The sequence below is a fragment of the Arthrobacter pascens genome, from assembly GCF_030816475.1.
GTDB lineage: Bacteria > Actinomycetota > Actinomycetes > Actinomycetales > Micrococcaceae > Arthrobacter > Arthrobacter pascens_B.
On record NZ_JAUSXF010000001.1, the window covers coordinates 1,274,626 to 1,293,967 of the forward strand.

Below are 19,342 nucleotides of genomic sequence, written 5' to 3' on the forward strand. Positions count from 1 at the left end.
GCTTTGCCCGCGCTCTCGCGGGAAAAGTGAGAGCTGTGAACCAATCAGGTAAATTTTGTGTACCGAATCAGTTTTGAATCGTTTCATATGATGACCGTCTGATTGAATCAAGAAATCAGGACAGCGTGCTGCCCGCTGACAAAACACGCCTTGGCGGGCGGCGAGCGCGTACTCATCGAACAGAAAGTTCACAGATGATCAAGAACACCAGGGCCTGGCGGAGCGCAATCGCGCTCGCAGGCATTTCCGCTTTCGCACTGACTGCCTGCACGGGCCCCTCGGGCGGCGGCGGAACGACCACCGGGAGCGCCGGCGGCGGAATCCTCACCTACGGAACGACCGACAAAGTGGTCACCCTCGATCCCGCCGGTTCCTATGATGCCGGTTCCTTCATGTTGATGAACCAGGTCTATCCGTTCCTCATGAATTCGAAACCGGGATCACCCGAGCCCAGCCCCGACATCGCGGAGTCGGCATCCTTTACCAGTCCCACTGAATACACGGTGAAGCTCAAAGCAGGCCTTAAGTTCGCCAACGGCCACGCCCTGACATCCTCTGACGTCAAGTTTTCCTTTGACCGGGTGGGTAAGATCGCTGACCCCAACGGGCCGGCATCGCTGCTCTCGAATCTAAAATCCGTGCAGGCTCCGGATGACTCAACGGTCGTCTTCACGCTGAAGGAAGGGAATGACCAGGTCTTCCCGAGCGTCCTTGGAACCAACACCGGCCCAATCGTCGATGAGGAAGTTTTTCCAGCGGACAAAATCCTGAGCGATGACGAGATCGTCAAGGCTAAGCCCTTCGCGGGACAGTATACGATCGACAGCTACAAGAAGAACGAACTGGTCAGCCTCAAAGCCAACCCGGATTACAACGGCGTGCTTGGCAAAGCCGCCAATGACGGCGCCAATATCAAGTACTACGCTGACTCCAACAACCTGAAGCTGGACGTACAGCAGGGAAACATCGACGTTGCCGGCCGCAGCCTGACAGCCACCGACGCCGCAGACCTCGAAAAAGACTCCAAGGTCAAGGTCCACAAGGGCCCCGGCGGTGAGTTGCGCTACATCGTCTTCAACTTCGACACGATGCCCTTCGGCGCCAAGACTCCTGAAGCGGATCCAAAGAAGGCGCTGGCTGTACGGCAGGCCATGGCGAACATCGTGGACCGCGACGCCATCGCCACGCAGGTATACAAGGGAACGTACGTGCCTCTATATTCCGTGGTTCCTGATGCGTTGCCGGGGGCAACTAAGCCATTGAAGGACATGTATGGGGACGGCAACGGCAAGCCGAGCCTGGACAAGGCCAAGAAGGCCTTCGCTGACGCCGGAATCTCAGGCACTGTCAATATCAAGTTGCAGTACAACCCGGACCACTACGGTAAGTCCTCCGGTGATGAATACGCCATGGTCAAGGAACAGCTGGAGAAGTCCGGCCTATTCTCCGTGGACCTGCAGTCCACGGAGTGGGTGACTTACTCCAAGGCACGCACCCAGGACGCCTACCCGGTTTATCAGCTGGGCTGGTTCCCGGACTACTCGGACGCCGATAACTACCTGGCACCGTTCTTCCTCCCGGACAACTTCCTCCATAACCACTATGCGAACCCGGCAGTCATCGATCTGATCAAGAAGGAACTCGTTACAGCTGACAAGTCAGAGCGTGAAAAGGTGCTCGGTGACGTGCAGACAGCCGTCGCTAAGGACCTGTCGACGCTGCCGCTGCTGCAAGGCGCCCAGTTGATGGTCGCCGGCGCGGACGTCAAGGGCGTGGAAAAGACGCTCGACGCGTCCTTCAAGACCCGTCTTGGTGTGATCTCCAAGTAGGAGCCCGCTCCACCAGGATCCATCCGGCAGGGGAGGCGGGACGCCTACCGGCGTCCCGCCTCCCCTCCGGACGCAGCCACCCGGGCAACACCCGGGAACGTCGACATTAGGTAAGAATGACTACATTGATTGAGGCGCCGCCAAGCGACGCCGACGGCCTGTTACCGTCAAAGAAGAAAGCTGCCGGCGGAGGACTCGGCCAATACATGCTGATCAGGTTCCTGCTGATCTTTCCCACTATTTTCATCCTTGTTACCCTGGTCTTCTTCCTGATGCGGATCACCGGTGATCCCGTTACGGCGGCTATGGGTGGCCGGCTTCCTCCCGATCAGCTGCAGCAGCGGATCCATGCCGCCGGCTATGACCGGCCGCTCCTGGTGCAGTATTTCGAGTACCTCGGCCAGCTCGTCACCGGCAATTTCGGAACCACCCTCTCTGACAACCGCAGGGTTACGGAGATGTTGGCGACGTACGGTTCGGCCACTCTTGAACTGACGATCAATGCCCTGATTGTGGCACTCCTGGTCGGCATTCCGTTCGGCATGATTGCTGCGCACCGGCGGGACCATCTGCCCGATGCCGTGCTGCGTGTTTTCGCCATCCTCTGCTACGCCACTCCGGTGTTCTTCGCAGGGCTGCTCCTTAAGCTCACGTTTTCGGTCTGGCTCGGCTGGCTACCTGTTGCCGGCAGGGCAAAGACGTCCAACGAGCTGGCCCTGACAGCGCTGCAGGCACGCAGCGGGATTTACTGGCTGGATGCCATCCGCAGTGGAAACATGGCCGCGCTCGGCGACGTCATGGCACACGCAGTCCTTCCGGCAGTGGCCCTTGGCCTCCTCACCGCAGGCATCTTCCTCCGGCTCGTTCGCACGAACGTGATCGGTACTCTCGGCAAGGACTACATCGAGGCAGGGCGCTCACGAGGAGTCAGCGAGTTCCGGCTCGTCACGAAGCACGCTTACAAGCCGGCCCTGATCCCTATCATCACCGTAATGGGCCTGCAGATCGCCGTGATGCTTGGGGGCGCGGTCCTGACCGAAAAGACCTTCGAGTGGCAGGGTTTGGGTTTCCAGCTTGCCAATTACCTGACGGCCCGTGACTTTGTCGCTGTGCAGGGCATCGTTGTCCTTCTGGCTGTCATCGTGGCCGTGACCAACTTCATCGTGGACATCGTCGCCGCGCTGATCGATCCCCGCGTGAGGTACTGACATGAGCACGAATCCTCCAGTGGGAACCGCTGCGGGCCGCAACGTGCCCCTGCTCAAACGGCTGCCCGTCATCTCCCATTTCAACAAGAGCGTGGGGCTGCAGCGGGGCATGCTTGTCATCGGGCTCGTGCTGACCGGCATCTTCTTACTGACAGCGGCGTTTGCGCCGCTGATCGCCCCTTACAGCTTCGCCCAGCTTTCCGACACCGAAGGCGGCTTTCCCACCCAGCAGCCGCCCGGCGGCAAGCATCTGTGGGGAACCACGGTGGGCGGCTATGACGTCTTTTCCCGCGTCGTCTGGGGTTCACAAACCGCTGTCTTCGTCATCGTCGTGGCCGTCATCCTCTCCATCTTCGCCGGCGTTATTCTTGGACTGGTCAGCGGCTACCTGGGCGGCTGGCTGGACCGGATCCTGGTTGTCATCGCAGACGCCATCTACGCTTTCCCGTCCCTGCTGGTGGCGATTGTCATGGCGATTGTCATCAGCGGGGGTCAATCGAGCCTTTGGGGCGGTGTCCTTGCGGCCGCCTTCTCCATAACTGTCGTCTTCATTCCGCAATATTTCCGCGTGATCAGGGCTGAGACCATCCGGCTCAAGGCGGAACCGTTCGTCGAGTCGGCCAAAGTTGTGGGCGCATCAAGCTTCCGGATCATGACAAGGCACATCTACCGCAACGCCACCCGGACCCTTCCGCTGATCTTCACGCTGAACGCCTCGGAAGCAATCCTGACCCTTGCAGCCCTTGGCTTCCTGGGGTTCGGCATCGAACCGTCCTCCGCCTCCGAGTGGGGCTTCGACCTCAAACAGGCCCTTGCCGATACGACGTCGGGCATCTGGTGGACAGGTGTATTCCCTGGCCTGGCGATTGTCTGGACGGTGCTCGGGCTCACGCTCGTGGGGGAGAGCATCAACGACCTGAACGATCCGCGCATCCGCGGGCGCAAACGCGCCGGGAGCGGCAAAAGCGGTCCCGATTCGACCGCCCCTGCCGCCCTCGAAGCAGAATCGAGAGTACTTTGACCATCAACCTCGGTTCAGTATCGGACCGGCAGAACCCAACGGATCCCCCGGTCCTGGAGATTGACCACCTCAAGGTCACGTTTGCGACTGACAGCGGGGATGTCTACGCCGTCAACGATGTGAGCCTCAACGTCAAGGCGGGAGAGGTGCTGGCGATTGTCGGTGAGTCCGGATCCGGCAAGACGGTGACGGCCAAAACCATTCTCGGGCTGCTGCCGGAGACCGCCACCAGCGGCGGGGCGGTGCTTATCAACGGAAACAATGTGATCAGCGTCAGCGCCTCAAAACTGAGGCAGATCCGCGGCCGCGATGTCGCCATGGTGTTCCAGGAACCCTCCACCGCCTTGAACCCGGTCTTTACCGTGGGCTGGCAGATCGCGGAGGGTATCCGTGCCCACGCCGGCGGCGCCGGCGGCAAGCGCGTCTCCGCCAAGGAAGCCAAGCTCCGTGCCATCGAGGCGCTGGGCAAAGTGGGGATCCCGGATCCGGAGCACCGGGTTAACTACTATCCGCACCAGTTCTCCGGCGGCCAGAAGCAGCGGGTTGTCATCGCCGCGGCACTTGCGCTGAACCCCGGGCTGATCGTGGCCGATGAGCCCACGACCGCCCTGGACGTGACGGTGCAGGCGGAGATCCTGGGACTGCTCAGGGACCTGAGGGACATCTACGGCACGGCCATCGTGCTGATCACCCACAACATGGGCGTGGTTGCTGACCTGGCTGACCGTGTGGTGGTGATGTACCAGGGCGACGTCGTGGAGGAGGCAACCTCACGCGTCCTCTTTGCGCAGCCCAAACAGGACTACACGAAGAAACTGCTCGCGTCGGTCCCGCACCTCGGGCGCAACTCGGCCTCGGAGGGCATGAAACAACGTGCCCATCAGGGCTCGCCGGTGCTGGTGGAGGCGCGGAACCTGACCATCGAATACCCCGGGCGGCTGGGAACCCCTTCCTTCAAGGCAGTGGACGGGGTCAGCTTCACAGTGTCAGAGGGCGAAGTCTTCGGGCTGGTGGGCGAATCCGGATCAGGAAAGACCACTATCGGACGCGCCATCGCAGGACTCAACCGGACCACCGGAGGGAGCCTGAATGTGCTGGGCTACGAGATGCTCAATCTCAAGGAGCGCACCTTCAAGCCGCTCCGGAAGGACATCGGGTTTGTCTTCCAGGATCCCGCCGCCTCCTTCAACCCCCAGCTGACCATCGGCGAATGCGTCGCGGAGCCGCTGATCATCCACACCAACCCGACGCCGGCACAGGCGCGCAAACGCGTGGGTGAACTGCTCGAATCAGTCCAGCTGCCGGCGTCGTACGCGGAAAGGTACCCGCACGAACTGTCAGGAGGGCAGCGCCAGCGGGCGTCACTGGCGCGGGCGCTGATCCTGAACCCGAAACTGCTCATCGCGGACGAGCCGACGTCGGCCCTGGACGTTTCGGTACAGGCGAAGGTCCTGGAGCTGTTCAAGGAGATCCAGCGCGAGTTTGGCTTCGCTGCCCTGTTCATCAGCCACGACCTTGCGGTGGTGGATATCCTGTCGCACTGGGTGGGCGTGCTGTACAAGGGCAAGCTGGTGGAGCAGGGGATCGGCAGCCAGGTGATGGGGGCGCCACAGCACGACTACACCAAACGCCTGATCGCTTCCCTTCCGGTTCCCGATCCCGATGAACAGGCAAAACGCAGGGAAGAACACCGGGCACTGTTGGGTATCTGAGCCCTGAGGACCATAGGAAGGACACCCCGTCGACGGATCAGGTCGGCGGGGTGTCCTTTGGCCCGGGCATGATCTTAACACCGCCGGGAATTCCTTTGCCTGCCCATAGACTTGGACCATGACGCAGCACAACCACGATGTTCCTGATTCCGGATCCTACGACGCCTCCGCCAGTTCGCTGGCAGGCCAGGTGGACAACTCGGTGATGGCGGAACTGCTGTCCATCCGTTCCAGCATCGACAACATCGATGCCACGCTGGTGTTCCTTCTGGCGGAACGGTTCAAGGCCACCCAGAAGGTGGGTTTCCTGAAGGCCGCCCACCGCTTGCCGGCCGGAGACCCAGGCCGGGAAACGGCCCAAATCGCCCGCCTGAGGCGGCTGGCGGAGGAGGCACATCTTGATCCCGCCTTCGCGGAGAAGTTCCTCAATTTCATCATTGGCGAAGTGATCCGCCACCACGAAGCTATCGCAGAGGACCATGAGGCTGCCTCCGGGAAGCAGAACCGGGAACCGGAAACGCAGCCCGCCCCCGACGGTACCGGCGTCGCCTCAGGCCCGCACGCCTCAGTAACAGCGTGAGGGCCGCCCCGTGAGGATTACCAGCCGGCAGGAACCGGATCAGGATAAACCGGAAGCCGTGGCTGCCTTGCCCCTGGAAGTGACGGCAACAGGCCTTGGCCCGTGGCCGGGCGAGGATCCGGTGGAGACCGCGCGGATTATCCGCGGTGAACTGGGCAGCCCGCATATGCCGTTCCTGGCAGAGCTTCCGGACCGCGGCGTCGGATCGGACAGCCTGGGACGTACGGCCTCGCTCCTCGTAGAGATGGCAGTAGACGTCCAGCCTTACGGCTGGCGCCTGGTTGACCGGCCGGGCAAGGACTTCCGTCGCGCAGCCTCCGCCCTGTCCACCGATATCAACATCCTCGCGGACGTGGCCGGCGAGGAGGACAGACCTGCCGCCGAAATCAAGGTCCAGTTGCTCGGGCCGCTCAGCCTGGCCGCGGGTCTGCACCTGCACAACGGTGAACGGGCACTTATCGACTACGGCGCGCGCCGTGATGTCGCCGCCTCGCTGGCCGCGGGTGTCGGTGGCTACCTGTCCCGGGTCTCCATGGCGGTTCCGGGCGCCCGGCTGGTGGTGCAGCTCGACGAACCCGATATCGCTGCCGTGCTTGCGGGCACCATTCCGACGTCGAGCGGCTACCGGACGCTGCGGGCGGTGGGCGGGCAGGAGGTCACCGAGTCGTGGAGGGTCGTTATCGACGCCCTCCGTGTTGCCGGGGCTGCCGAAATCGCCATCTCGGTTCCGGAAGTTGAAGCACCTTTTGAGCGCATCCTTGCCGCCGGGGCCGATGGCATAGCCGTCCCCTTGAGGGCCCTGACTTCACGTCAATGGGAGCAGCTTGCCGGAGCGATTGAGGCGGGCAAGAGGCTCTGGGCCGGTGCCCTTGACGTTTCCGCTGCCACGCTGCCCAAGGTGGCTGACGCCGTTGATTCCGTCTGGCGTCCCTGGCATCAGCTGGGCCTTCCGGCGTCGTCCCTCGGCACGGTCCGCATCACACCCTCGTCCGGTCTGGCAGGACATATGCCCTCAACTGCCACTGCCGTACTGAACCGGCTTACACAGGTGGCTGACGGGCTGAACCAGCGGGCGCTGGGCTAGGTCCTGCTTTCCCAACGGTCCGGCTGCGCATAAGGGGGCAGGAAACTCAGTGCCGAGCTGCCCCCGGCGTAGGGGCGCAACCGGTAGTCGAAGCTTCCTGCGTATACCAGTACCAGGCCGATCTGGGGCTGGATGACCTTGACCTGGATCCGGTGCTTCCCGTTCACGCCCTCCGACCCGTCCCACCACTGCTCGGCGTAGGCCTTGGCATCGAGCGCTGCCGGCAGCGGCAGCCGGAGGGAACCGAGGAAAAGCCGGGAGGCTTCGGAGACGCCGCGCAGCCGGCCCTCACCTGTGACACTGAGGTTCAGGTCAGTCACCGCCCGCCGGTACCTGCCCACATAGTCAACAAGCCGGGGACCGGTGTCCGAGTCAGTGACGCTGGTGGTGTCCTGGAAGATTCGGGTGGCTGCGGGAAACCGGATTTCCCGCCTGGCCGTCAGGCTGGAACGTCCGAACGGATCTAGATGAGCGTGGTTTTCGATCCGGAAGGGAACACTTTCACCGTACTCCGGGAAGAACGCCTGCTCCGAGGATGTCAGGCGCAACAGGGGACGCAGCCATGGTTGGCGGCATCCCACGACGTCGAAAACGCCCTCGCCCACGCCGTACTGCCCCGAGCCGGGAACCAGGGAGAAGTAGTTTTGCAGCTCGGGCTGAAGCCTGCTGAAGTCCCCGCCCAGGACCTGTTGGTATATGGGTACGTTCATGCTGGACCTCCTCGTGGCGGCACTGCGGGCAGGGCCGGGTGTGATCTCACAATCTACCGGCAGCCTTGAGCCTGATGTACATGTCGGCCAGCTGTGGAGGCAACTGATGCGGTTCCGCATCCACCACCTCCACACCGTGATGCCGGAGTTCGACGCTGACTGCCTCGCGTTCCAGCAGGGCTCGCTCGGCTGCTGCCGCCCGGAATACGCTGGCGGCATTGTCCCGGTCCTGAAGCATCAATCCCAGCACAGGATCCCGGACGGACGCCACTACCACGACGTGCTGCTGCGCCAGCTGCGCGGCAGCGGGGATGAGTCCCTCTTCCGGGGCGCCGCCGTCAAGCGTCGTCAGCAGAACCACCAGGGAGCGGTGCGCCGAGACAGCACGGACCTGTCCCGGAATGGCTGACCAGTCAAGCTCGATCAGTTCTGCCTCAAGGGGGGCCATCGCCTGGACCAGCTGCCCCAGCAGGTTCCCGGTGGTGGCCGATCCTGCCCTGGCCCTCGGCCTGCGGTCAAAGGCCAGGAAGTCCACCCTGTCGCCGCCCCGCTCGGCCAGGACAGCCAGGAGGAGGGCAGCTTCCATGCCGGTGTCCAGCCGGGGCTCGTCGTCGATCCGCGCGGCCGAGGTCCTGGAGGTGTCCAGGATGATCACCACGCGGCGGTCCCTTTCGGGCCGCCAGGTCCGGACGACGACGGCGGACCGGCGGGCGGTTGCCCGCCAGTCGATGGACCGCACGTCATCCCCGCGTACATAGTCCCGGAGCGAATCGAACTCGGTTCCCGCGCCACGGATCTGCACGGCCGCCTTGCCGTCGAGCTCACGCAGCTTGCGGAGTTTGGAGGGAAGGTGCCGGCGGGAGTGGAAGGGCGGCAGGACACGCAGGGAGCCGGGGCAGGCAAGGGTGCGCTGGCGTGCAGCAAGCCGCACCGGCCCGTGTGAACGCAGGGTGACGTGCAGTGCACCCAGGTCTCCGCGCCGTGTCGGCTGGAGCCGGACGGTCACGCGGCGGCTTTCCCCCGCGGGTACCTCCACGTCCTGGACCGGATTCTGTGCACCGGCCGAAGGCTGCCAGGCGTCACGGAGTGTGGCGCGCAGCCTGCGCCGGCCGTTGTTCCGGACGGTGATGGTGGAGGTTGCCGTGCCGTGCAGGGTCACGTTTCCGGACTCCATTCGCTGCACCTTAACGTCCCGCAGGGATGCAGCCTGGCCCAGTTCCAGGGCGAGGAGGAACGCCAGGACCAGGAGCACGCCCAGGACGATGCCCCATCCCGGCAAAAGCAGCACCGGCACCAGGCCAACGAGCGCCAGGAGTACGAAACGTCCGGAGAGTGCCATGGCAGGTCAGCGCGGGACGGGGACGGAGGCCAGGATGCTGCCCAGCACGTCATCCACGCGGACCCCGTCCATTTGGGCTTCGGGCCGCAACGCGACGCGATGGCGCAGGCAGGGCAGGGCCAGGGCCTTGACGTCGTCCGGGGTGACGAAGCTCCGGCCGGACAGCCAGGCCCAGGCCCGGGAGGTGTTCAGGAGTGCTGTCGCTCCCCGCGGGGAGACGCCCAGCTGGAAGGACGGAGCCGCGCGGGTTGCCCGCACCAGATCCACGATGTACCCGATGATCTCGGGTTCCACGGCCACGGTGGCCACAGCCTGCCTGGCGCGTTCAAGATCCTGCACGCCCGCCACGGCACGGATGCCGGCTGCAGCAAGGTCGCGGGGGTTGAAGCCGGACGCATGCCGCCGGATCACCTCCATCTCGTCCGTCCGGTTCGGAAGGGGCATGGTCAGCTTGAGGAGGAAACGGTCCAGCTGGGCTTCGGGCAGCGGATAGGTTCCCTCGTATTCCACCGGGTTCTGTGTTGCCGCCACAAGGAAAGGCGCCGGCAGCGGGCGGGACACGCCGTCCACCGAGACCTGCCGTTCCTCCATTGCCTCGAGCAGGGAGGCCTGGGTCTTGGGGGGCGTGCGGTTGATCTCGTCTGCCAGCAGGATGTTCGTGAACACCGGTCCCTCACGGAAGCTGAACTCTGACGTGTGGGAGTCGTAGACCAAGGACCCGGTGACGTCGCCCGGCATCAGGTCAGGCGTGAACTGCACCCGCTTTGTGTCCAGGCTCAGTGCAGCCGACAGCGCGCGGACCAGCAGCGTCTTGGCAACTCCGGGCACGCCCTCGAGCAGGACGTGGCCCTGCGACAACAGTGCGATCAGGAGACCCGTGACGGTTGAGTCCTGCCCTACCACAGCCTTTGCCACCTCATGGCGGACGTCAAGGAGCGCCTGCCGGGCAGGGGCGTGCTGGACGGAATCCAGGATTTGCGGGCCGCTGCTGTGTTCGTTCATCGGGTCCTCACCTTGTTTTCTAGTTTCTCCAGCTCCTGGGACCATTGCACCAGTCTGGTTTCGTTCCGCGGATGTTCACGGAGAAGTTCCGTGATTTCGGCTGCAGGCCTCCCCAGGTGCCGGGCCGCCGCATCGGCTACGTCGTCAGCCGCGGCGTCACTGCCAAGCCGGAGTTCCTTGGCCAGCCTCACCAGGGTGCCGGCCCGCAGGTTGTCCCTCGCCCGGTCCACGGCATGCGAATCGTGATACAGCCGCGCGCGGCCCTCCGCCGTTTCGACAGCCTTGACCACGACTGGCAGAGGTTCAAAGACGAGTGGTCCGAGCCGCCGCCCGCGCCAGGCAATGGCCAGGGCCGCCACGAAGGCCAGCCACGGACCGAGGAAGTGCGCCCACGGCGGCGCGAGGTCATCCAGCGTCCGGGGCGACTCGGCCGGGTTCATGTCGGAGAGCCCGGGGAGGTACCAGACGAGATCCCGGGAATTGCCAAGCATGCGGAGGGCCAGCGCTGCGTGTCCGTAGCGGGCGAGCCCGCTGTTGCTGACAACGGCAGTACTGCCCAGGACGGTCAGCACTCCGCCGTCAGTGGAGGCAAGCAGCCCGGCGGAGGTTCCCGGCGGCCGGTAGCAAATCGTGCCGCCGTCGTACAGGAAGCCGGATTCCCCGGACACGGTTCCCGCGGCTTCCGCCTCGGTTAGGCCGCAACCGGGCTCCAGGGTCGGGGCGGTGTCAGGCACCACACCGGCCTGGCTGATGCCGCTCCGCAGCGCCGCCAGGGTATTCAGCCGTGGTGTCACCACTACCAGGCGTCCGGCCTCCGACGTGAGCTCGCTCAGTTGGGATTCGTCCAGGAAGCCGTTGCGGTCGTAGAGCAGCAGGGTGGAACCGGGCCGGTCAGTCAGGGCATCCATGGCGGCGCTGAAGGTTTCCACGCTGTTCACGGTAACGCCATGCCGGCCCAGGATTTCGCTCACAGCCCGTGCACCCTCCGGCCCGGCATTGCTGACGGACAACGGAATGGTGTCACCTTTGGGAGCAAGCTGCGTGGAGATGAGCACAGCGAGCGCGACGGCGAATATGCCAGCCGTCGCTGCCTTGGCGCGGTGCCGCCGTAGCCAGGAAACAGCCCTGGCAGCGCGGGAACCGGCTGCTGTCCCGGCGGCCGCGTCACTCGGGACCGCGGTGACCCCGCTATGCAAGTCCTGGGTCACCGGGGAACCGCCGGCTCCGCCACCACTGCGGGGTCGAGGGGTTTCAGGGATTGCAGGGCGGCATCCAGCGCCTGGATGGCCGCGTAAGCGTCGCCGTCTGTCGCCTCATGTCCGTATCTGATCCCGTCAAACGTCCTCGCAGCCCAGCCGAGGCGACGGGCTTCGGCGGCGAACGGGCCGGCCAGTTCGCGCGCCACCTCGTCGGCGGTCCTGCCCGGCCGGGCGTCCAGGACGTTCCTGTCTTCGGCAGTACGGACCATGGCGCGGAAACAGTCCACGACGGCCGCACCCCACTCGCCGGCGGCTGCTGCGGCCGCCGCGCGCGCGCGGTAGTCGGTGGCACTGAAGGTGCTGTCGGCGTCGAACACGTCGTCCGATCGCCTTGATCCGGCATTCAGCCGGGGACGAACAAGGATGATGGCCACAGCGATCACCACGGCTATGGCCACGCCGATGAGCGGGGCGGCCGGCGTGCCGTCCATGCCGGACCCGTCCAGGGAACGGAGCCAGTCCAGCAGGTTCTGCCACAGACCGTCCAGCCAGCCCGGAGCTGCTTCGCGGTATTCGGACTTGGAAAGTTCCTCCACTGCCCACCGCCGTGCTTCGTCGCTGCCGGGAACCACCGGGGGTTCAGCTGCCATTCGGCCATGCCCCGTATGCCGGCCCTTGAAGATGGCCGGGGCCTGCTGTGTGGACAGACATGCCCCGGCCAGGGACGCCGTCAGGATCCGCTCCTGATTCGAGCAGTCGCAGCAGCGCGATGTCCAGCCCGTCCGTGCGCATTCTGAGGTCCATGTAGAGCAGGGCCATAACCGACGTCTGGAACGCGTAGCCCACCGCACTGACCAGTGCGCTGACGATGGCTGTCCCGACTCCCACTGCCACCGCCATGGCAATCGCCTGCTGGACGCCGCCATGCGGTGAGACCACGCCCATGAAGAAGGCTGGCAGCAAGCTAATGGGAATCATGACAACCTGGGCGATGACGCCCACCATGATCCCTACCACAAGGGTGATTCCGAGGATGCGCCACCAGCTGCCCCGCGTGAGTTCCCACGACCGCCGAAGGCCATCCCTTGCCCCGAGTTCCTCGATGACGATGGCAGCCGGGGCCACCATCAGCTTGATGTAGATCCAGAGCAGGAGTGCAAAGAGAGCCAGGCCGAGGGGGATGAGCGTGAGGGCGGCTGTTGAGCCGATGGAACTGACCAGCCCGACGGCGAAGGCAGCGAAAATCATCACCACGATGATTCCGCCAAGAAGCAGCAGTGTTGCCATCCTGATGAGTGCACCGGCCCGTGACTTGGCCAGCGCCCACATCTGCCGGAACGGCGTCCGCCTATTGAGAACGGAACGGGCTACAGGAACCACCATGGCACCCTGGAGAACAGCGGAGATGAAAAACGTGACGATGCTGAACAGCAGGATTCCGCCGCCAAAACCGAGCCCGACAGCGACCATCTCCTGGCGGCTGAGGCCCTGCATCCACGTTCCCGGGGATTCCCCGGGGTTGGCGGAAAACGCAGTAACGACCGCGGTGACTACGGCGGCCAAAGACTGTGCCAGCAGGGCGGCGCCGAGCATGGCCTGGGGATTGCGCCTGATCGTCTGGAAGGAGCCGTCCAGGATCTCGCCGAACATCAGGGGGCGCAGCGGAATGATGCCGGGTTTGGGCGGGGCGACGTAAAGCGGCTGGCTGTAAGGTTGTGGGCTGCCGTAGGCGTTGTGCGGGGGAGTGGCCCACGGTGACTGTTGCCAAGGAGGCGGGGCACCCGGTGGAGGGCCCCAGGCGGGCTGCCCGCCCCACTGCGGCTGTTGGGAATCTGGCGGCCCTGGCGGCGGCCCCCATTGCGGCTGGCCGTTCTGACCCGGCCGCTGCATATTCGGATCCTGTTGTGACAATCTGTTCCTTCCCCCGTGCGGCACCGCTGGTGCACTGCCCTTGCCCCGTGTTTTCCGGGGGGGAGGATGTCAGGGCAAATCAGCGGTAGCCAGTCCGGCAGCAGCCGGCACGATCCCAGACTATAGTTCCGGCGTCGGGCGTCATAGCCTGACGCCATGCCGGGAAGGCGTTCAACACGACAAAGGCCCATCAATAAGGGAATATATAACTATGAAGGCACGCATTCTGGTAGTTGATGATGACGAAGCGCTGGCCGAAATGATTGGAATTGTTCTCCGTAACGACGGCTTCGAGCCGGTCTTCTGCGCCGACGGCGGCCAGGCGCTTGACATTTTCCGTTCATCCAAGCCGGACCTCGTACTGCTTGACCTCATGCTTCCCGGAGTCGACGGGATTGAAGTGTGCCGGCAGATCCGCTCGGAATCCGACGTGCCAATCGTGATGCTCACCGCCAAGTCGGACACGTCCGACGTCGTCCGCGGCCTGGAATCGGGTGCGGACGATTACGTGCCGAAGCCATTCAAGCCCGCCGAGCTGGTTGCCCGCGTCCGCGCGCGCCTGCGGCCAGGTGACCAGAAGGCTCCCGAAACGCTTCGGATCGGCGATATCACGATCGACGTGGCCGGCCACACCGTGAGCCGCGCCGGTGAACGCATTTCCCTGACTCCGCTGGAGTTCGACCTCCTCGTGGCCTTGGCGCGCAAGCCCTGGCAGGTCTTCACACGGGAGCTGCTGCTTGAACAAGTCTGGGGTTACCGCCATGCGGCCGACACCAGGCTGGTCAACGTCCATGTCCAGCGCCTCCGGTCAAAAATTGAGCGGGACCCGGAAGCGCCGGAAGTAGTAATGACGGTTCGTGGTGTCGGCTACAAAGCAGGTTCCTGACCCCTCAGGAGCCGACAGCGGGCGCGCGCCGGACGCTGCCGGGGCCGGCCAGCCGGAGGTCCGCCCGGAGCGGCATGCCGCCCCGGAGCATACGGATGCCCTCGCCGCGGGACTGATGCGGCTGCCGTTGCGCGCCAGCATCTGGAAGCGCCGGACCCTGATCGTCAGCCTGAGGGTGGCGCGCCTGGTCAGGACCGGCCTCGGCCGCGTGTTTCCGGCCCTGCGCTACCTGGCGAAATCGCTTCACCGACGCTGGCGGCGCTCCCTGCAGTTCCGGACTGTGCTCACCACGCTGCTGCTGTCCGTGACGTCGTTTGCCGTGGTCGGCGCCTACCTGTCGAACCAGATCGCCAACAACCTCTTCCAGGAGCGCCTGACCCAGGCTGAGTCCGAGACCCGGTACAACGTCAAGCAGGTCCAGGACACTTTCGACGGCGCCCAGGTCACCGACCAGTCCAGCGTCATCACCCTGGTCTACGACACCCTGACCGCAGTCGAGGGGCGGGGAGACATCATCCAGCGCCGCTACGTGTTCGAGGCGATGCCGGAGCAGACCAAGCCCCGGAACCGGTGGGTTGAATCCAGGGCATCGGACCAGCTGACAGTGAGCGTCATCCCGCCCGAACTGCGGAAGGCAGTCCAGCAATCCGGCAAGGACCAGTACTGGGCTTCCACCGTTATTCCGGTAGGCACCGAGGACCGGCCGGGAATTGCGGTAGGCAACAAGGTGACCTTCAACGGGACGGTGTACGAGCTCTACCTGATTTATGACCTCAACACCGCGCAGCAGACCCTCGACGAGATCCAGAGCGTGCTGTGGGCCGGCGGCGCCGTGCTGGTGCTGATCATCGGCGCCATCGCGTGGTATGTGACCCGCAACGTAGTCAGTCCGGTCAGCCACGCGGCCCTGGTATCGGAGAAACTCGCTGCCGGGCAGCTGCAGGAGCGCATGGTAGTCAAAGGCGAGGATGAAGTGGCCCGGCTGGGCGCTTCCTTCAATCACATGGCCGCCAGTCTCCAGGAACAGATCACCCAGCTGGCCACGCTGTCGCAGATGCAGCAGCGCTTCGTGTCGGACGTTTCGCATGAGCTGAGGACTCCGCTCACCACTGTGCGCATGGCGGCGGAGGTCCTCTACGACGCCCGGCACGACTTCGATCCTATTAACAAGCGTTCCGCTGAGCTCCTCTATAACCAGGTTGAGCGTTTCCAGTCGCTCCTTTCCGACCTGCTCGAGATCTCTCGTTTTGATGCCGGCGTGGCCGTGCTTGACGCGGAGCCGGAGGACATCCTGCAGGTCATTGCCCACGTCATCGAAGGCGCCGCGCCTGTCGCGGCGGAGTACGGCTGCGAGATCACGCTTCGTGCCCCCGCCGGCGGCATAGTCGTGGAAATGGACGCCCGGCGCATCGACAGGATCCTGCGCAACCTGATCCTGAATGCCGTGGAACACGGCGAAGGAAAACCCGTGAACATTTCAGTTGCCGCCAACCGGACGGCAGTGGGCATTGCCGTCCGCGACCACGGCATCGGAATGACCCCGGCGGAGGCGGCCCGTGTCTTTGACAGGTTCTGGAGGGCCGACCCCGCCCGGGCCCGGACCACTGGCGGCAGCGGCCTGGGACTATCCATCGCCATGGAGGACACCAAGCTGCACAACGGCTGGCTGCAGGCCTGGGGAAAGAAGGGGAGCGGGGCCAACTTCCGGCTGACGATCCCCCTGAGGCAGGGCGAAGAGATCGAGAGGTCACCTGTGCAGCTGGAGCCGGGGGAGATCACCCTGCCCGGAGGGCCGGACGGAAAGAACATGCTGGTCCTGGAGCGGGGTCCGGCGCCTGTTCCGCCAGCCCCGGATCCCGCACCGGAGGCGGCAGACAGTGTGCCGCCCCGGCAAGATGAACATGCTGAGGAGCCTGCACTTGGCAGCGGGGACGTGACTTCGCCTCCGCGTTCCGCCGCATCGGCAGCGCGGAAGGATTCGCCATGACTGAAATGAAGGTCAGCATGCGGCACAGCAAGCTTGTGCTGATGGTCATCCTGGTCGTCCTGCTCGCGTCCTGCGCGCGCATCCCCACGTCGGGTCCGGTAGGGAAAAGCAGTGAGGGTAGTGCCGGGAATGTCAGCGCTCCGGTCTTCCTCCCGGCCGGACCTCAACCCGGCGCCGCCCCGGAGAACATCATTGAGGATTTTTACCGGGCAGGGAGCGGCTACGAGGACGATTATGCTGTGGCCCGCGAGTACCTCACCCAGGCATCTTCGGTGGCATGGAAACCTGATCAGCGCGCACTCGTGTACCGGGCAGCACGTGTTGTGCCCACCAGCGTCGCCAATGTCTACAACTACGAACTGGACGTTGCGTACACAGTCGACGCCGACGGCATCGCAACCCAGAGCCCGCCAGGCACCATGGAGAACATTCCCGCCACGCTCACCCAGGTTGACGGGCAATGGCGGATTTCAGCCATTCCTGACGGGACTGCGATCCCGGAGGAAACGTTCAAGGTCATTTACGGCGCCTTTCCCATCTACTTCTACGATCCAAGCTTCACGTACGCGGTTCCGGACGTGCGGTGGTTCATCAAGAACAAAACCGTGAAGGCAATGACCAGTGCCCTGCTCGCCGGGCCGGCGCCGTACCTCCGGGGTGCAGTGGTGAGCGCCTTCCCCTCCGGCATCAAACTGGCGCGTGAATCCGTTCCGGTAGTGTCAGGGGCCGCGCAGGTGGACCTCAGCGCCAAGGAACTCACCGAGGCGTCCGCGGAGGACAGGCTCCGGATGCAGACGCAGCTCGCCCTGACCTTCAGGAGCCAGCCTGATGTGGTCAACGTCGAACTGCGGGCCAACCAGGACCTTGTCCGGGTGGATGACAACGGGTCGGTGCTGCCGCCCGTACAGAACAAGAACGTTCCCGCCCGCCAGATCGCCGTCAGCGGAAAGGAACTGGTGCGGTATGAGAACAACAGAATCTCTCCGCTTCCGGACATGCAGACCGTCTCCGCTCTTGGTCCGCGCTTTCCGGCGGAATCGCCCGTATCCCAAACCGTTGCGTTCCTGAATGAAAGCAGGACGACGCTTTACAGCATGGTTCCCGGACAGCCCGCCAGGGCCCTGACCACGCGCAGCATCCTGACGCATCCCTCCTTCAGCCTGCACGACTGGGTATGGGCTGCCGGGCCCGGCGCCTCCGGAGGAACGGAAATCGTGGCCTACCATCCGGCAGGAATCGCTGAGGGAGCAGCCGTTCCCACGGTTACCCTGGCACCTTCCTGGCTCGCCGGATGGACCATCAAAGACCTGAGAGTGTCCCGGGAAGGGGTGCGCGCACTCGTGATATCGGAGCAGAACGGAAAGACGCGGGTGCAGGTTGCCGGGATCATCCGCAATGCCGATGGAACCCCGAGGGAGCTGACCTCACCTATAACGCTGGTCACGGACAGCGAGCCGGACCAGGGCGTCTGGGTCAGCGATACAACGATCGCGGTGATGAAGGGGGCACCGGCAGCGAATGTGACGCCGGAGCTGTTGTCACTCACCTCCGGACAGCCCCAGCAGCTGGCACCCTGGCCGGGCCTGGTTGCGCTTAGCGCCGGCAACGGGCAGGAGGAGATCTACGGCCAGTCGGCCGAGGGGATCTTCCAGCGGCTCGGGAACGGCTGGTCCCCGCAGCTCAAGGGCCCGATGGATCCGTCCTTCCCGGGTTAAGTGTGCGGCCTTGCTGAGCGGGCCGAGTTACTCACATAGCCCGGCCCGGGCCTTCTGCAGTGGCTGCCGCGGGACGACCATGGTGATGTGACTGACGGACCGCCTACCCGGGGACCTGGCGGGATCATGGTTCCCGCCGATCCGGACCTCCTTCCCGCTGCTCTCTCACCCGCGAAGCACCGCGGCGAGTACCGGACGCGGGTCCTGAAAATGGCTGACCAGCTGGCCGCCGCCTGGGCCGAGCTTCTGGCCCTTGCCGTTCCGGTGGACTGCGTCTGCTGCGGCGCTGAGGACCGGTGCCTCTGCGTGGCCTGTGAACGTCAGGTCAGGAGACTCACCAGCAGACCCTTCAGGGCCGAGGGGCAGGCCCCGGCGCTCATGGAAGTCGACGGCGGCATCATCCTCCCGGTGGTGGCCGCCGGGGTTTACCGTGAAGAGCTGGCGCAGGCGCTCCTTTCGTTCAAGAGCCATGGCCAGCCCCACCTGAAGTCGGTTTTGGCGAAGGGGCTGGGCGATGCCCTCACCGCGGCGACGGGAGGCATGGACGCCGTACTCCTCGTGCCCGTCCCCAGCAGCGCCGGAGCATTCGTGAAACGCGGCTTCAGCCCGGTGCATCTTCTCCTTCGTGCATTGGCGGGACGGGGCCTTCTGGGCGGCACACCTGTTCTGGACGTTCTTCGAAAATCCCGCCGCCACGATGTGGCCGAGCGGCTTCCGGGTGGCCAAAAGGGCCTCGGCCGCGGGGCGAGGGCCAGGCGGGTTCGAGGATCCATGCGCGTCGGAGGGTGGAAGGGGAAGAGTGTCGCCGGACGGCGATGCGTCATTGTGGATGACGTCCTGACCACCGGGGCAACGCTCTCCGAGGCGGCCCGCGCGCTCCACCTGGGCGGTGCCTTCGTGGCAGGCGCCGTGGTCCTCGCAGCCACGCGCCCGCCCGATTCCGGTGCCCTGGCGCCCCTTCCACAGGGGCTGGAGGAAGGGCCGCGACTTACAAAAAAATAAACGAAGAAAAGATGAATAACGTGTGGCTATGAACTAACGTCGGTTATGGGTACCAAGAACAGATGTACCTTTCGATGGCGGCTCGGAGAGGGGCTCGACTGTCAAGCAGATCGGCCCTAGGAAGTGCCGCCGTCGTGTCACCGAAGTCATTTGGAGG

Annotated in this window: 16 protein-coding genes; 10 read left to right on the forward strand and 6 right to left on the reverse strand. The window is 64.6% G+C overall.

What is annotated here, in order from left to right; genetic code table 11:
- The first annotated feature begins 194 nt into the window (after positions 1–194).
- The 6 genes from QFZ40_RS05955 to QFZ40_RS05980 all read left to right on the forward strand — a co-directional run bounded on the left by QFZ40_RS05955 (position 195) and on the right by QFZ40_RS05980 (position 7,434).
- Positions 195–1,829, forward strand: coding sequence for an ABC transporter substrate-binding protein (locus QFZ40_RS05955; RefSeq protein ID WP_306903376.1), 1,635 nt, complete (start codon positions 195–197; stop codon positions 1,827–1,829).
- 116 nt (positions 1,830–1,945) lie between these two features.
- The gene (locus QFZ40_RS05960) at positions 1,946–3,037 is read left to right on the forward strand and encodes an ABC transporter permease (protein ID WP_306903377.1); all 1,092 of its coding nucleotides are present in this window, start codon (positions 1,946–1,948) and stop codon (positions 3,035–3,037) included.
- Position 3,038: 1 nt separating this feature from the next.
- Positions 3,039–4,058 (forward strand): ABC transporter permease, encoded by a 1,020-nt coding sequence (locus tag QFZ40_RS05965; RefSeq protein WP_306903378.1) that lies wholly within the window; start codon positions 3,039–3,041, stop codon positions 4,056–4,058.
- A complete protein-coding gene (locus QFZ40_RS05970; protein ID WP_306903379.1) occupies positions 4,055–5,770 on the forward strand; it encodes an ABC transporter ATP-binding protein in 1,716 nt (571 codons plus the stop codon). Before QFZ40_RS05965 ends, QFZ40_RS05970 begins: the two co-directional genes overlap by 4 nt.
- Positions 5,771–5,888: 118 nt before the next feature.
- Entirely contained in the window at positions 5,889–6,350 is a 462-nt protein-coding gene (locus QFZ40_RS05975) for a chorismate mutase (protein ID WP_306903380.1), read from the forward strand.
- 16 nt (positions 6,351–6,366) lie between these two features.
- Positions 6,367–7,434, forward strand: a complete 1,068-nt coding sequence (locus QFZ40_RS05980; protein ID WP_373427463.1) for a hypothetical protein — start codon at positions 6,367–6,369, stop codon at positions 7,432–7,434.
- On the opposite strand, the gene QFZ40_RS05985 is transcribed toward QFZ40_RS05980, so the two are convergent.
- The 6 genes from QFZ40_RS05985 to QFZ40_RS06010 are packed head-to-tail and all read right to left on the reverse strand — an operon-like array spanning position 7,431 to position 13,574.
- The gene (locus QFZ40_RS05985) at positions 7,431–8,144 is read right to left on the reverse strand and encodes a DUF4166 domain-containing protein (RefSeq protein WP_306903381.1); all 714 of its coding nucleotides are present in this window, start codon (positions 8,142–8,144) and stop codon (positions 7,431–7,433) included. The genes QFZ40_RS05980 and QFZ40_RS05985 overlap by 4 nt on opposite strands.
- 46 nt (positions 8,145–8,190) lie before the next feature.
- Entirely contained in the window at positions 8,191–9,483 is a 1,293-nt protein-coding gene (locus tag QFZ40_RS05990) for a DUF58 domain-containing protein (RefSeq protein ID WP_306903382.1), read from the reverse strand.
- A gap of 6 nt (positions 9,484–9,489) precedes the next feature.
- Entirely contained in the window at positions 9,490–10,485 is a 996-nt protein-coding gene (locus QFZ40_RS05995) for an AAA family ATPase (RefSeq protein ID WP_306903383.1), read from the reverse strand.
- Positions 10,482–11,693, reverse strand: a complete 1,212-nt coding sequence (locus QFZ40_RS06000) for a DUF4350 domain-containing protein (RefSeq protein ID WP_306903384.1) — start codon at positions 11,691–11,693, stop codon at positions 10,482–10,484. The genes QFZ40_RS05995 and QFZ40_RS06000 overlap by 4 nt, the downstream gene beginning before the upstream one ends.
- Entirely contained in the window at positions 11,690–12,334 is a 645-nt protein-coding gene (locus tag QFZ40_RS06005) for a DUF4129 domain-containing protein (RefSeq protein ID WP_306903385.1), read from the reverse strand. The genes QFZ40_RS06000 and QFZ40_RS06005 overlap by 4 nt, the downstream gene beginning before the upstream one ends.
- The gene (locus tag QFZ40_RS06010; protein WP_306903386.1) at positions 12,324–13,574 is read right to left on the reverse strand and encodes a DUF7847 domain-containing protein; all 1,251 of its coding nucleotides are present in this window, start codon (positions 13,572–13,574) and stop codon (positions 12,324–12,326) included. The genes QFZ40_RS06005 and QFZ40_RS06010 overlap by 11 nt, the downstream gene beginning before the upstream one ends.
- A 232-nt stretch (positions 13,575–13,806) precedes the next feature.
- On the opposite strand from QFZ40_RS06010, the gene mtrA reads away from it, so the two are divergent.
- From mtrA to QFZ40_RS06030, 4 genes are all read left to right on the forward strand, one after another.
- Positions 13,807–14,481, forward strand: a complete 675-nt coding sequence (gene mtrA, locus QFZ40_RS06015; protein WP_306903388.1) for an MtrAB system response regulator MtrA — start codon at positions 13,807–13,809, stop codon at positions 14,479–14,481.
- Positions 14,482–14,596: 115 nt separating this feature from the next.
- Complete coding sequence (gene mtrB / locus QFZ40_RS06020) at positions 14,597–16,468, forward strand: MtrAB system histidine kinase MtrB (protein ID WP_306906837.1); 1,872 nt, start codon at positions 14,597–14,599, stop codon at positions 16,466–16,468.
- 5 nt (positions 16,469–16,473) lie between these two features.
- Positions 16,474–18,183, forward strand: coding sequence for an LpqB family beta-propeller domain-containing protein (locus QFZ40_RS06025; protein ID WP_306906838.1), 1,710 nt, complete (start codon positions 16,474–16,476; stop codon positions 18,181–18,183).
- An 87-nt stretch (positions 18,184–18,270) separates the two neighbouring features.
- Positions 18,271–19,185, forward strand: a complete 915-nt coding sequence (locus QFZ40_RS06030) for a ComF family protein (RefSeq protein ID WP_306903389.1) — start codon at positions 18,271–18,273, stop codon at positions 19,183–19,185.
- Positions 19,186–19,342 lie beyond the last annotated feature (157 nt).

What these genes read in the sequence shown, in the direction of transcription:
- QFZ40_RS05955 (WP_306903376.1), top strand. Translation starts at nt 195, where the DNA reads ATGATCAAGAACACCAGGGCCTGGCGGAGCGCAATCGCGCTCGCAGGC.
- QFZ40_RS05960 (WP_306903377.1), top strand. Translation starts at nt 1,946, where the DNA reads ATGACTACATTGATTGAGGCGCCGCCAAGCGACGCCGACGGCCTGTTA.
- QFZ40_RS05965 (WP_306903378.1), top strand. Translation starts at nt 3,039, where the DNA reads ATGAGCACGAATCCTCCAGTGGGAACCGCTGCGGGCCGCAACGTGCCC.
- QFZ40_RS05975 (WP_306903380.1), top strand. Translation starts at nt 5,889, where the DNA reads ATGACGCAGCACAACCACGATGTTCCTGATTCCGGATCCTACGACGCC.
- QFZ40_RS05985 (WP_306903381.1), bottom strand. Translation starts at nt 8,144, where the DNA reads ATGAACGTACCCATATACCAACAGGTCCTGGGCGGGGACTTCAGCAGG.
- QFZ40_RS05990 (WP_306903382.1), bottom strand. Translation starts at nt 9,483, where the DNA reads ATGGCACTCTCCGGACGTTTCGTACTCCTGGCGCTCGTTGGCCTGGTG.
- QFZ40_RS05995 (WP_306903383.1), bottom strand. Translation starts at nt 10,485, where the DNA reads ATGAACGAACACAGCAGCGGCCCGCAAATCCTGGATTCCGTCCAGCAC.
- QFZ40_RS06005 (WP_306903385.1), bottom strand. Translation starts at nt 12,334, where the DNA reads ATGGCAGCTGAACCCCCGGTGGTTCCCGGCAGCGACGAAGCACGGCGG.
- QFZ40_RS06010 (WP_306903386.1), bottom strand. Translation starts at nt 13,574, where the DNA reads ATGCAGCGGCCGGGTCAGAACGGCCAGCCGCAATGGGGGCCGCCGCCA.
- mtrA (WP_306903388.1), top strand. Translation starts at nt 13,807, where the DNA reads ATGAAGGCACGCATTCTGGTAGTTGATGATGACGAAGCGCTGGCCGAA.
- mtrB (WP_306906837.1), top strand. Translation starts at nt 14,597, where the DNA reads ATGCGGCTGCCGTTGCGCGCCAGCATCTGGAAGCGCCGGACCCTGATC.
- QFZ40_RS06025 (WP_306906838.1), top strand. Translation starts at nt 16,474, where the DNA reads ATGAAGGTCAGCATGCGGCACAGCAAGCTTGTGCTGATGGTCATCCTG.